General features: G+C 50.0%; 11 protein-coding genes. 1 reads left to right on the top strand and 10 read right to left on the bottom strand.

The features are described from left to right. Positions 1 to 19 precede the first annotated feature (19 nt). The 6 genes from RWO08_RS03635 to rapZ all read right to left on the bottom strand — a co-directional run bounded on the left by RWO08_RS03635 (position 20) and on the right by rapZ (position 5,931). A complete protein-coding gene (locus RWO08_RS03635) occupies positions 20 to 1,546 on the bottom strand; it encodes a HAMP domain-containing sensor histidine kinase (protein ID WP_314211253.1) in 1,527 nt (508 codons plus the stop codon). After that, the gene (locus tag RWO08_RS03630) at positions 1,546 to 2,262 is read right to left on the bottom strand and encodes a response regulator transcription factor (RefSeq protein ID WP_268442498.1); all 717 of its coding nucleotides are present in this window, start codon (positions 2,260 to 2,262) and stop codon (positions 1,546 to 1,548) included. Before RWO08_RS03630 ends, RWO08_RS03635 begins: the two co-directional genes overlap by 1 nt. Positions 2,263 to 2,377: 115 nt before the next feature. Next, on the bottom strand, positions 2,378 to 2,830 hold the full coding sequence (locus RWO08_RS03625) for a single-stranded DNA-binding protein (protein ID WP_314211252.1): 453 nt from the start codon (positions 2,828 to 2,830) through the stop codon (positions 2,378 to 2,380). Positions 2,831 to 3,060: 230 nt separating this feature from the next. Further along, on the bottom strand, positions 3,061 to 3,987 hold the full coding sequence (whiA, locus tag RWO08_RS03620; RefSeq protein ID WP_268442500.1) for a DNA-binding protein WhiA: 927 nt from the start codon (positions 3,985 to 3,987) through the stop codon (positions 3,061 to 3,063). A 34-nt stretch (positions 3,988 to 4,021) separates the two neighbouring features. Beyond that, positions 4,022 to 5,047: a YvcK family protein gene (yvcK, locus tag RWO08_RS03615; protein ID WP_291428854.1), complete on the bottom strand. Its 1,026-nt coding sequence runs from the start codon at positions 5,045 to 5,047 to the stop codon at positions 4,022 to 4,024. Beyond that, positions 5,044 to 5,931, bottom strand: coding sequence for an RNase adapter RapZ (rapZ, locus tag RWO08_RS03610; RefSeq protein ID WP_314211251.1), 888 nt, complete (start codon positions 5,929 to 5,931; stop codon positions 5,044 to 5,046). Before rapZ ends, yvcK begins: the two co-directional genes overlap by 4 nt. Positions 5,932 to 6,249: 318 nt before the next feature. On the opposite strand from rapZ, the gene RWO08_RS03605 reads away from it, so the two are divergent. Next, on the top strand, positions 6,250 to 7,971 hold the full coding sequence (locus RWO08_RS03605) for a phospho-sugar mutase (RefSeq protein ID WP_314211250.1): 1,722 nt from the start codon (positions 6,250 to 6,252) through the stop codon (positions 7,969 to 7,971). Positions 7,972 to 8,438: 467 nt separating this feature from the next. Here RWO08_RS03605 and trxB read toward each other — a convergent pair whose 3' ends face one another. Genes trxB through hprK form a run of 4 tightly spaced genes read right to left on the bottom strand, consistent with a single transcriptional unit; the run spans position 8,439 to position 12,178 of the window. Further along, positions 8,439 to 9,371: a thioredoxin-disulfide reductase gene (trxB, locus tag RWO08_RS03600; RefSeq protein WP_314211249.1), complete on the bottom strand. Its 933-nt coding sequence runs from the start codon at positions 9,369 to 9,371 to the stop codon at positions 8,439 to 8,441. Between the two features lie 16 nt (positions 9,372 to 9,387). Then, positions 9,388 to 10,416 (bottom strand): NAD(P)H-dependent glycerol-3-phosphate dehydrogenase, encoded by a 1,029-nt coding sequence (locus RWO08_RS03595; protein ID WP_314064586.1) that lies wholly within the window; start codon positions 10,414 to 10,416, stop codon positions 9,388 to 9,390. Positions 10,417 to 10,420: 4 nt separating this feature from the next. Continuing rightward, the gene (gene lgt / locus RWO08_RS03590) at positions 10,421 to 11,242 is read right to left on the bottom strand and encodes a prolipoprotein diacylglyceryl transferase (protein ID WP_291428862.1); all 822 of its coding nucleotides are present in this window, start codon (positions 11,240 to 11,242) and stop codon (positions 10,421 to 10,423) included. Beyond that, a complete protein-coding gene (gene hprK, locus RWO08_RS03585) occupies positions 11,243 to 12,178 on the bottom strand; it encodes an HPr(Ser) kinase/phosphatase (protein WP_303823256.1) in 936 nt (311 codons plus the stop codon). Between the last annotated feature and the right edge of the window lie 13 nt (positions 12,179 to 12,191).

The following is a 12,191-nucleotide window of genomic DNA, read 5'->3' as shown; positions in this document are numbered from 1 at the left end:
CTTCCTTTCTGTAGGGAACTTACTTGTCTTCTGACTTAGCCTTTTTGTTACCAATCAGGAAGCTCCCCAGATTTTTCTTGACTTTGTTTGGAGCTGGCTCTTGGGCCTGTTCTCCGGATTCCGCTGCTTCTAGCGGTAGGCGAATATTGAAGGTCGAACCCTGACCTAGCTCACTTTCGACCCGAATGGTGCCGCCGTGGGCTTCGACTAGGGACTTAACGACTGCTAAACCAATCCCGGATTCACCGAACTTGGTATTCTTACGGGAAATGTCTACCTTGTAGAATCGCTCCCAGATATCTTCAATCTGCTTGGCATCAATCCCAATCCCCTGGTCCATAATGCGGAGCTCGGTAAAGCCTCCGTCTTGGCGCCCCCAGAGGGTGATATCACTATTCTCTGAGAACTGGATGGCATTGGTCACTAGGTTAATGATAATCTGAACCAACCGGTCTCGGTCCCCGTAAATCAGAAGATCCTCAGGCGCATCCAGTACTATGCGGTCGCCCTTTTCTTGGGCCTTAGCGGTTAGCTGGGTCCGAATCTGGCAAAGCAAATCATAGGCCTTGAGCGTCTGCTTGTTAAGGCTAATCTGGTTGGTCCGAATTTTCTCGTAGTCCAGGTTCTCGTTAACTAGACGAATGAGCCGTTGGGTCTCGGTGGCCAGCAATTCTAGGCTACGTTTGCGCTGGGGCTCAGGGAAAATATCATACTGGAGCCCTTCGATGACCCCACTCATGGTAGTCAGCGGCGTCCGCATCTCGTGGGCCGCATCCATCATAAATTGGCGTCTTAAGGTTTCTTGGCGCTTAATCTCTTCGCGAGATTTTGCCAAGGAATCCGTCATGACTTGGAAATCATGGGCCAAGTCACCGAACTCGTCTCGGCTCTTATTACTAATATTAAGCTGAACATCATAGTTGCCCGCCGTAATCTGGCGAGTGGCTTGTTGCAAGCGCCGAATCTTGCGAGTCTGGAAGAGGGCATAGGCCACACTGATCCCCAAACCAATGGCGGTTGCAATCCCGAAGGAGAAGATAATATTGTTGTAGACTTCTTGCTGACGAGTCTCCAGGTTCTCAATCGGCTCGCTCAGGCTGATAAAACCGGCCGGAAATTGGGCACTGTCGCTAGCCTGGCGGTTGAGCGGCAAATAGACGGTGGCCAGACGCGTGATTTTCCCTTGGTCTGGGCGATAGGTCACACGCAAAGGCAGGTTCTGCCCTTGGCGAATGGCCCGCAACTCACTATCTGTCAGATTAGCCCGGTACTCCTGGCGGTAGGTTGGGTAGATGATGCTCCCATTGGCAAGGTAGACCTGAATAGAGATATTGTCCGAAGCCAGTAGTTGGTCTACTTTCTTAATATCCTCACGGGAAAAGTTATTGCTGACAATGTTGCTACCGTAATTCAATAGGCGCGTCTCGACTTCACTGTGGATTTGCTGATTCATATAGTTACTAATCCGTGAGGCCGATAGGGCCAAGGTCACCAGCATGACCAGCAGAAATCCGGCAATTAATTGCCAGAGAAATCTAAATCGCATTAATGATCACCTGGATCTTCGTACTTGTAGCCGACACCCCAGACAGTCTGAATAATTTGCGGCCCAATCACTTCAATCTTCTGCCGTAATTTCTTAATATGGGCATCGACGGTCCGCTCGTCGCCATAGAAAGGATCTTCCCAAAGCTGCTTAAGCAACTGCTCACGGTTGAAGACCCGCTTAGGCGAGCGCACAAAGGTCAGCAACAAATCAAACTCCTTAGGCGTCAAGTTCTCAATCAACTGGTTATTATAGTAGGCTTCCCGCGTTACGGTATTGATCTTGACGCTCTTGGTCACTACATCGAAGCCTTCTTCTTCCTGAGTTTGACTGTGGTCACTACCAGGAATTTGACTACGACGGTAGAGGGCCTTCATGCGAGCCATCAAGGTCAAGGGGCTAAAAGGCTTGGTGACGTAATCGTCAGCCCCCATTTCCAAGCCAATAACTTGGTCACTCTCTGAATCTTGAGCAGTCAGCATAATAATCGGTGTTTCCTTAGAAATTTTGCGGATATTCCGGCAAATGGTGATGCCATCCATAGACGGCAAGTTAATGTCTAGCAAGACAATGTCCCACTTACTTGGAGACTCCGCATAGGCGTTGTACCCTTCTAATCCATCATGGTAGAAGTGGCCTTGGAATTGCTCCTTCTCGAAAAACATGGACATCATTTCGCAGACAGATTCGTTATCTTCAATCATTAATACGTTCATTCGACGACCTCCTAACTCTTGGTTTCACTCCTATTATATACCAAAAGTTAGCAAATGTAATGGTAGAGCTTACCTAGTCGCAAAATTGTCATAAAGACTGGCGTAATCTGAGGTCTTAAGCCTTAAAACCCGTTAGCTGGCGCATATCCAATTGTTCTTGGCTGGGCACTTCATACTGGCGCCGAATAGCGTCGTAGTCTTCCTGGCCCTTAGGTGTGCTATGATTCTGGCCACTCGCCTTGCCGGCACTGCCATTCTTACTCTCAAGTAGGGTAATATCTTGGACATGGCATTCCAGGATGTAGACTTTTTGGTCTTGATTATTGGTGTAGTGGCGGGATTCCATTCGCCCTACCACCCCGATGCGGTGGCCTTTTTGGGCGTATTTAACTAGTAAGTCGGCTAGATAGTCCCAGGCCACAATGGGAATGAAGTCGGTCTGCAGCTCACCATTGCGGTCGCGATGGCGGCGGGAGACGGCTAGGCAATTATTGACCACCCGATGGTCGCCCACTTGGCGGTCTTCAACAGGACGAGTCAAACGTCCAACAAGCAACAATTGATTCATAGGTATTCCTCCAGAAAATAATTTGCCTTTCATAGATATATAGGCTTTGGGACTCGGTTTTTTACTGGTTTTGGAGATAAAAAGTTGAAATATTATGTTGCTTACAAACTAGCGTAGATTTAGCGGACTTGCCTTGCAAAGGGCATATATAGGATTTTATATATAAAAATAGACTAGTCTCAGCTAGTCCGCAAAAGAAAAGCCCCTATCGCTAGGATAGGGGTAGATTGCTATAAAGCATGACTTTCCGCTAGTTCCACTAACTTGCGGAGACGATGGTTGACACCCGACTTGGAAATAGGACCACCTGGAATTAATTGGCCTAACTCACCCAAACTGAGGTCGGGGTGATCTAGACGGAATTCCGCCATAATCCGCAACTTATCAGGTAGGCTATCCAGCCCCCGCGTGTCGGCTAGGTAACGAATGGCTTCAATCTGCCGTTGCGAGGCATCGATTTGCTTGTTGAGGTTGGCCGTCTCACAGTTGACCAGACGGTTAACGGAGTTACGCATGTCACGAACAATGCGAATATCTTCGAAGCGCAACATAGCCCGGTTGGCACCGATAATGGCCAGAAACTCGGCAATTTTCTCAGCTTCCTTAAGGTAGGTAATATAGCCGTTGCGCCGGACGATGGTCCGAGCATTGAGGTGGAAATGATTCATCATCTTGCAGATGTCCTCATTGTGCTCCTCGTAGTTGGAATAGATTTCCAAGTGATAGCGACTATTCTCCGGATTGTTGACGGAACCAGCTGCTAGGAAGGCACCCCGCAAATAGGAGCGCTCCTTCTGTTCATTATTCATAATGTCAGGCGCGATATGGTGGTTAATCATGAGCCCGTCGAAGATGCCTAAGTCCTCCAAGATATCCCGCACATTCTGGCGGCAACGGACGATATAGACATTATTCTTCTTAAGCTTCATCTTGCGTCTGACCATGAGCTCACTCTCAGTGTGATAGAACTGCTTGAGTAGGCTGTAGAGTCGGCGGGCAATGGCCGCATTTTCGCTCTGAACATTGAGAATAAACTTCTGTTGGTAGAGGCTGACTGCCCCATTCATCCGAATCAGGGCCGCAAGCTCCGCCTTAGCGTGTTCCTTGTGGACCTCTAAGAGGGTACATTCCTTCTTAACTTCTGATGCGAAGGTCATGAGAACCCTCCTTTCTGCTTGGACTTAGCTTACCTTAGACTTGTGCCGCCTGATGTTTGAGGCGACGGTTAAGCTTAATCGTTTCCATGAGATGGCGGAGTTCTTCCACCACTAATTCGGTGTCATGGTAGGCACCGCCATTTTTCATGCTGAGGAAGCTATTGGAAATGACGCGGCAACCCAATTTACGCATGCCTTCAAAGTCATGGCGGACTTGAAGTAGGTACTCTTCATTAGGCTGATTGTCAATGTAATCCTGAGGCACCTCGGCAATGTTCACGAGGACCGTGTCGATAAAGGCCTGGCCCAAATGTTCATGCAAGACCCGGACATGGTCAGCATCCGAGAATTGCTCGGTCTCACCCAACTGGGTCATGATGTTACAAATATAGACGACTTCAGCCTGGGTCCGTTTGATGGCCTGGCCGATTTCTTCAATCATAAGATTAGGCAGGATGCTGGAATAGAGGCTACCTGGCCCCAGAACAATCAAATCTGCCTGTTCAATAGCTTCCACGACATGGGGTGTCGCCTGAATGGCTGGCTCCCCTTGCATGGTGGTCACTAAGACTTGTTGAATCTTCTTACGATGACGGGCAATCTTAGACTCGCCGACCGCGATGGTCCCGTCCTCGAAGAGGGCGTGTAAGACCAAGGGCTCGGTCGCTGCCGGCAGAATTTGGCCTTGAACCTTCATATAGTTGGACAGAATATCTAAGGACTCGGTCAAGGAGCCTCGCATTTCTTTCAAGGCGGCAATCAGTAAGTTACCGATGGCGTGGCCGGCCAAGAAGTCATCATCCGTGTTAAAACGATACTGGAAGACGTCCAGTAGTAGCTCGTCGGCATCGGATAAGGCCACCATACAGTTACGAATATCGCCCGGAGGGACGACATCAATATAGTCGCGAATGGCGCCTGAGCTACCACCATCATCCGCCACGGTTACAACGGCTGTAATGTCGGCGTCAATTCGTTTGAGTCCCCGCAAGATAACAGGCAATCCGGTCCCACCACCGATGACTGCTACCTTATAGCGGTGCGATTTGGTCTCGCTCATGACCGGTTCACGGTCTCTTTCTTCTTCTTATAATCACGGTGGGAAATATTAACCGCATAATTATCTGTCTTAAGGTGGTTGGCAATTCGCTCAGCAATGGCCACAGACCGGTGTTTACCGCCGGTACAACCAATGGCGATGGTCACACTGGATTTGCCTTCCTTCTTGTAACCTGGTAGGCAGAACTCAATGACATCAATGAGCTTGCTGTAGAAGGCCTGGGTTTCGGGTTGCTTCATGACATAGTCATAAACCGGCGCATCCATCCCAGTCTGCGGGCGCAATTCCGGAATATAGTGCGGGTTAGGTAGGAAGCGCACATCCCAGATAATATCGGCATCAATCGGCACCCCGTACTTGAAGCCAAAGGACATGACTTCCACATGGAAGGTCTGATAATCCTTAGTGGCGAAGTCCTTAATCAGGCGCTCACGCAACTGACGTGGAGAAATATCGGAAGTATCAATGATAATTTGGGCGCGGGTGCGCAAGTCCATGAGCAACTCACGTTCCTTGGCAATCCCTTCAGATACCCGGCCATCTGGGGCCAGTGGGTGATTCCGGCGGGTCTCCTTATAGCGAGATACTAAGACCGAATCGCTAGAATCTAAGAAAATAATGCGGGTTGTCACTAACTGAGTATTATCTAAAGTTGCAATCAGGCTGTCGACTTCCTTAAAGAAGTCCCGGCTCCGCAAGTCGATGACAAGCGCAATCCGGCTGATTTTGCCCGATTCCTTGACCAGTTCCCAAAAGGTCGGGAGCAGGGTTGGGGGCATATTATCGATACAGAAATAGCCTAAATCTTCAAAACTTTGGACCGCAACCGTCTTACCGGCGCCGCTCATCCCTGTAATAATGACTAGTTCGAGTGTGTCTGCCATATCATCGCCTCTTTCTTTGTGGAATCATCGCTATATTCCATCTTAGTATACCACGCTTAGGCGGGAAAAGCGACCTAGGAGCCAAGCGCTCCATTCTGCCGGTCTTGGGGCATTTAGGGGGGATTTACAAAACTTTCTGGGTGCTAACCTCCTGCTAGACCCGGACATTTAACTTAGTGCTATCGCTAAATCTTCGTTTCAAATTCCTACCCCCACTAGTAACCCTCTACATTTCATGGTAGAATATTAGCATAAAGTGAGGAGCCTCTCACTGGGTTTCATTTCTCTTATGACGCAATACTGAAAGGTGGTAATGCTATGACATGGCAAGAAACATTAAACCTCTGGAAAAATTACGACGCCCTTGATCCAGTTCTCAAGGAAGAGTTAGACAACAATCAAGACGAGGAAGCCTTAAAGGATGCCTTTGGCGCTAATCTCAGCTTCGGGACGGCAGGTATGCGTGGTGTCTTAGGGGCAGGTCCTAACCGCATGAACGTCTACACCGTTCGCCAAGCAACGGAAGGCTTAGCCCAATTAATTGAAGAAGCCGGCCAAGCGGCTAAAGACCGCGGGGTTGCGATTTCCTATGACTCACGGCATTATTCACCTGAATTCGCCATGGAAGCTGCCTTGGTCTTGGGCCGTCACGGCATCAAGAGCTATGTCTTTGAGAGCCTACGGCCAACACCTGAATTATCCTTTGCCGTGCGTTATCTCAACACCTACGCTGGGATTATGATTACTGCCAGCCACAACCCAGCAGCCTACAACGGCTACAAGGTTTACGGCGAAGACGGCGGGCAAATGCCACCAGAAGATGCAGATAAATTAACAGAATTTGTGCGCGCAGTGGAAAACCCACTAACGGTTGAAGTAGGCGACAAGACCGAATTATTAGGTAGCGGCCTTGTAGAAATCATCGGTGACCGTGTGGACCAAGCCTACCTAGAAGAAATGAAGGCTGTCACCATCAACCCTGAATTAGTCAAGGAAATGGCGGACCAAGTCAGCATCGTCTTCACGCCACTTCACGGGACTGGTATGTATCTAGGTCTCAAAGCCCTCAACCAAGCAGGCTTCAACACCATTCATGTGGTAGAAGAACAAGCCAAAGCAGACGGTGACTTCCCAACTGTTAAGTCTCCTAACCCTGAATCTGCCGCTGCCTTTGATTTAGCTGAGCAATTAGCTAAGAAGGTAGAAGCGGATATTCTCTTAGGGACTGACCCAGACGCTGACCGTCTCGGCGCTAAGGTTCGCACTAGCAAGGGTGACTACCAACTCTTGACCGGGAACCAAATCGCTTCTCTCATGTTGGACTACATCTTGAACGCTAAGTTAGAACTCAACCAACTGCCTAAGAACGGGGTAGCGGTTAAGTCTATCGTATCGACTAACTTTGCTAACGCTATTTTATCTCACTATGGCTTAGAAGCGGTAGAAGTACTGACTGGCTTCAAATTTATCGCTGAAAAGATTCAAGAATATGAAGAAACAGGTTCTAAGACCTTCCTCATGGGCTTTGAAGAATCTTACGGTTACCTCATTAAGCCATTCGTTCGCGACAAAGATGCCATCCAAGCCTTGGTAGTCTTGGCTGAATTGACCGCCTACCACAAGAAAGCGGGCCGTACCTTGGCTGATGTCTTAGAAAGCATGTACGAAAAATACGGCTACTTCTATGAAAAGACTATCGCAGTGGACTTCCCAGGTCTCTCTGGGCAAGCTAAGATGGCTGCCATCATGCAACAAATCCGGACCGAAGGGATCAAGGAAATGGGTGGCCTCAAAGTGGTCAGCGCGGCTGACTACTTAGCTGGCACACGCACTCTGGCTGACGGCACGGTTGAAAGCTTGACCTTCCCACCATCTGACGCCCTCAAGTATGTCTTGGAAGACGGTAGCTGGGTGGCTTTCCGTCCAAGTGGCACCGAGCCAAAAATCAAGCTCTATCTGGGTACCCAAGGCGCTTCGCATGAAGAAGTAGAAGCTAAGGCTGCTAAGATTGAAGCAGACATCGCTAAATTAACCGCCTAAGACTAAGGCAAAAGGACTGGGATTGACGACCAGTCCTTTTTTGTGTGGTTTGGTTAATGGAGAGCTAGCGGCTCTAGGCCTAGGTTTTTGGCTGAGACAGCTCGGGATATCATGAAATCTGCCCCAAGCCCTATCTTTTGAGCGAGCCAGTGGTCCACTTTCCAGAGTAGACCACTGGCTCGAAGCTTTTCCTAGCTTTTGACCCGTTTCCGACGATTTCCTAGGAGCTAGTGGTCCACTTTCCGGAGTGGGCCACTGGCTCGAAGCTTTTCCTAGCTTTTGACCCGTTTCTGGTGATTTCCCGGGAGCTAGTGGTCCACTTGACAGAGTGGGCCACTGGCTCGAAGCCTTTCCTAGCTTTTGACCCATTTTCGGCGATTTCCCGGGAGCCAGTGGTCCACTTTCCGGAGTAGAGCACTAGCTCAAACAAAAGCCCTGCACTGTCTATCAGTGCAGGGCTTTTTAGCTTAGTCTTTAAGGCTTTCAATGTATTGGTAGGCTTGGAAACCAGCCGTGCCGCCATCGCCGGTGGCTGTTACGATCTGACGCAGGTGCTTTTGACGCACGTCGCCGGCTGCAAAAACGCCTGGCAGGCTAGTGGCCATATGATCATCCGTGATGATCCAGCCTTCTTGGTCGGTAATTCCCAAATCTTTAACTGCTTCTGAGTTAGGCACTAAACCAACATAGATAAAGACCCCTTGGGCATCTACGCGGCTAGTTTGGCCAGTCTTGACGTTCTTAATTTGCACGCCTTCAACCGCATCCGTCCCTAGAATTTCCTCCACCACGCTATCCCAGATAAATTCAATCTTAGGATTGGCAAAGGCCCGGTCTTGCAGGACTTTCTGCGCCCGGAGCTCGTCACGACGGTGAATGACCGTGACCTTGCTAGCAAATTGAGTCAGGTAATGGGCCTCTTCAACGGCCGAGTCACCCCCGCCGACCACGATAATTTCCTTATCGTGGAAGAAGAAACCGTCACAGACCGCACAGTAGGACACGCCACGGCCAGCCAATTCTTCTTCCCCCGGCACACCAAGATGGCGGTGGAAAGAACCGGTCGCCACAATGACTGCCTTGGCCTCATAAACCTTGGAGCTGGTATGCACTCGCTTAAGGTCACCTGCTACTTCAATATGGCTCACATCGCCGTAGTCATGGACCGCGTCAAATCGCATAGCCCCTTGGTACATGTGTTGAGCCAATTCTGGGCCGGAAACCAGTGAAAAACCAGGATAGTTTTCCACATCTGCCGTGTTGTTGACTTCCCCACCGGGAACGCCTTTTTCGATCATATGGGTCTTGAGATTGGCTCGTGAAGCGTAGAGGGCGGCGGTCATGCCAGCAGGCCCAGCGCCAATCACGACGACATCTGTTACAATTAATTCTTTTTCCATTCTATCATTCACTCTCTTAATAATGCGCTTGAGACAGGGAGGCTTCTTGCTTGCCGTCGCGCGTCATCAAGCGAAGCAGGCCTTCCTTGACCTGCGCACCTTCATAAATGAGACCATAGAGGGCCTCGGTAATTGGCATTTCGATACCGGATTCCTTGGCCAGCTCATAGGCTGACTGGCAAGTAGCAATCCCTTCGACTACCATTTGAATTTCTTCTTCGATGGCTTCCTTGCTGTAACCTTTGGCTAGCAGATTCCCTGCCTGCCAGTTACGGGAGTGGGGACTGGTACAGGTGACCACTAGGTCGCCTACCCCGCTCAAGCCAACGAAAGTCAGCGGGTCTGCCCCCAACTTAATGCCCATACGGGAAATTTCAGCCAGACCACGCGTTACTAGCGCAGCCTTGGCATTGTCGCCGTAGCCAGCACCCGCTAGGACACCGGCCCCTAGGGCAATAATATTCTTGAGGGCCGCGCCCATTTCCACGCCTACCACATCGGTATTGGTATAAATGCGGAAGTAGTGATTCTTAAAGAGGGCCTGCACCTTCTCAGCTGCTTGTAAATTAGGACAAGCGGCCGTTACAGTCGTCAGGTCATGGCGGGCTACTTCCTCGGCATGACTTGGACCTGACAAGACCACTAGGTCTTGGTAAGCTTGACGCGGAATTTCCTCTTCAATCATCTGGCTGACCCGCAAATGAGTCCCCTGCTCCAGCCCTTTAGTGGCATGGACCAGGAGGGGTTGAGCATCTGACTGACTGAGATAGCTCGCTACCTGACGGGCAACTGAGCGAATAGCCTTGGTTGGTAAGACGAAGAGTAAGACCGCGGCTTGATCCAAGGCTGCTTTCAAGTCCGTTGTCGCCACAATGGTCGCTGGCAGGTTAATGCCTGGCAGGAAGTGGCTGTTGGTATGGGCTTGGTTAATTTCGTCCGCGATGTAGTCTTCACGTCCCCATAAGACCACCTCATGACCATTTTCAGCCAAGACCTGGCCTAGGGCAGTCCCCCAGGAACCTGAACCTAATACCGCAATTTTCATGTCCTTACCTCTTTTCTAATTGGAAATCTGAATAGGCCACACTGTGACCTGCTCGCCGTCTGATGATTATCCAGGCTAGGCCCAGCACTACCATGACGGCGGACACCCCCTGCGAAATGCGCAAGGGACCCAAGTATAAACTATCAGTCCGTAGACCTTCAATGAAGAAGCGACCTAGGCCGTACCAGACGAAGTAGCCGGCCGCTAATTCACCACGTTTGAGTAAGCCTTTTTGTCGTCGCAAGATTAAGATCAGGGCCAAACCAAGTAAGTTCCACAAGGACTCATACAGGAAAGTGGGCTGGTAATAATGGCCTTGAATCTGCATTTGATCAATGAGCCAGGCCGGCAAATGCAAGCCTTCTAGAAAGGCACGGCTGGTTTCTGGTCCATAGGCCTCTTGGTTAACGAAGTTGCCCCAACGCCCGATGGCTTGGGCCAACATAATGCCTGGCGCTGCCACATCCAAGGTCAGGATCAGGTCTTGCTGATAGCGCCTTGCCACATAGATAATGGTGGCTGTCCCTAGCAAGATAGCTCCATAGATGGCACCCCCACCATGCCAAATCTGAATGATTTGGTCGGGATGGGCCAGGTAGTAGTCCAAACGGAAGAGCACATAGTAGGCGCGCGCCCCCAACAGGCCTAAGATAATGGTCCAGAAGTAAGCATCCGACAGATAATCTTCCGACAGGCCCTTGCGGCGCCCCTCGCGCATGACTAAGAGATAGGATAGGACCATACCTAAGCCAATCAAAAGGCCATACCAATGGACGGGCCAGCCCAGCAAACGGAAGGCAATAGGATCAATGGCTAAAATTGGCATCTAGTTATCAACCCGATTCTTCTTGATGAGGGCGTCTAGTTTACGATTGAAAGTAGTGGTCGCATCATAACCCATTTGGTTAGCCCGGAAGTTCATGGCTGCCGACTCAACAATGGCTGACAAGTTCCGCCCGGTCTTAACCGGAATGCGGATACGTGGCACGTTGACTTCAAAGATTTGTTCATATTCACGTTGTGAGCCTAGACGGTCATATTCGGTTTGGCCATCATCTAGCACGAGATTAATAATCAATTCTAGACGCTTGGAGCGACGGATGGCCGCGACCCCGTAAAGAGACATGACATCGATAATGCCTAAACCACGGATTTCTAAGAGGTTTTGGAGAATTTCAGGAGCTTCACCGACTAGGGTCAATTCGTCAATCATAAAGAGTTCAACCCGGTCGTCGGCAATCAGACGGTGGCCGCGTTGGACCAATTCTAGAGCCGTTTCAGACTTACCGACACCGCTCCCCCCGGTCAGGAGGACCCCCATCCCGAATACTTCCACGAAGACGCCGTGCTTAGCCAAACGTTCAGCTAAACGCCCTTCCAAAAAGTTAGTCAAGTTGGCTAAGACCCGGGTGGTCTTAGAGCGTGCCACCAAGATTGGCACATGATATTTATCTGCTACGGCGAAGATATCTTCAGGCACCGCCATGTCACGTGCGAAGATGATAGCGGGTGTCTCCTCATTACAGAGGGACTCATAGGCTAAAAGGCGCTGCTCCTCTGGCAGACTCGCGAGATAGAGGAGCTCTGTCCGCCCAAGCAACTGGATTCGCTCGAAAGGATAGTCCTCCACAAAACCTGTTAGGGCCAGACCTGGCCGGGATACTTCACTAGTATATATTTGACGAGAACCATAATCTTCCCCAAAAGCATATTGAATTTTTAAGGTTTTTACGAGTTCATTGACGGTTACACTGCTGGACATGAAAATGTTGCCT

This window comes from uncultured Abiotrophia sp., assembly GCF_963520105.1.
Classification (GTDB): domain Bacteria; phylum Bacillota; class Bacilli; order Lactobacillales; family Aerococcaceae; genus Abiotrophia.
The sequence above is the reverse complement of the archived record's forward strand: the minus strand, read 5'-3'. Positions and strand labels throughout refer to the sequence as shown.

What these genes read in the sequence shown, in the direction of transcription:
- RWO08_RS03595 (WP_314064586.1), bottom strand. Translation starts at nt 10,416, where the DNA reads ATGAAAATTGCGGTATTAGGTTCAGGTTCCTGGGGGACTGCCCTAGGC.
- RWO08_RS03630 (WP_268442498.1), bottom strand. Translation starts at nt 2,262, where the DNA reads ATGAACGTATTAATGATTGAAGATAACGAATCTGTCTGCGAAATGATG.
- RWO08_RS03625 (WP_314211252.1), bottom strand. Translation starts at nt 2,830, where the DNA reads ATGAATCAATTGTTGCTTGTTGGACGTTTGACTCGTCCTGTTGAAGAC.
- trxB (WP_314211249.1), bottom strand. Translation starts at nt 9,371, where the DNA reads ATGGAAAAAGAATTAATTGTAACAGATGTCGTCGTGATTGGCGCTGGG.
- lgt (WP_291428862.1), bottom strand. Translation starts at nt 11,242, where the DNA reads ATGCCAATTTTAGCCATTGATCCTATTGCCTTCCGTTTGCTGGGCTGG.
- rapZ (WP_314211251.1), bottom strand. Translation starts at nt 5,931, where the DNA reads ATGGCAGACACACTCGAACTAGTCATTATTACAGGGATGAGCGGCGCC.
- hprK (WP_303823256.1), bottom strand. Translation starts at nt 12,178, where the DNA reads ATGTCCAGCAGTGTAACCGTCAATGAACTCGTAAAAACCTTAAAAATT.
- RWO08_RS03635 (WP_314211253.1), bottom strand. Translation starts at nt 1,546, where the DNA reads ATGCGATTTAGATTTCTCTGGCAATTAATTGCCGGATTTCTGCTGGTC.
- yvcK (WP_291428854.1), bottom strand. Translation starts at nt 5,047, where the DNA reads ATGAGCGAGACCAAATCGCACCGCTATAAGGTAGCAGTCATCGGTGGT.
- whiA (WP_268442500.1), bottom strand. Translation starts at nt 3,987, where the DNA reads ATGACCTTCGCATCAGAAGTTAAGAAGGAATGTACCCTCTTAGAGGTC.
- RWO08_RS03605 (WP_314211250.1), top strand. Translation starts at nt 6,250, where the DNA reads ATGACATGGCAAGAAACATTAAACCTCTGGAAAAATTACGACGCCCTT.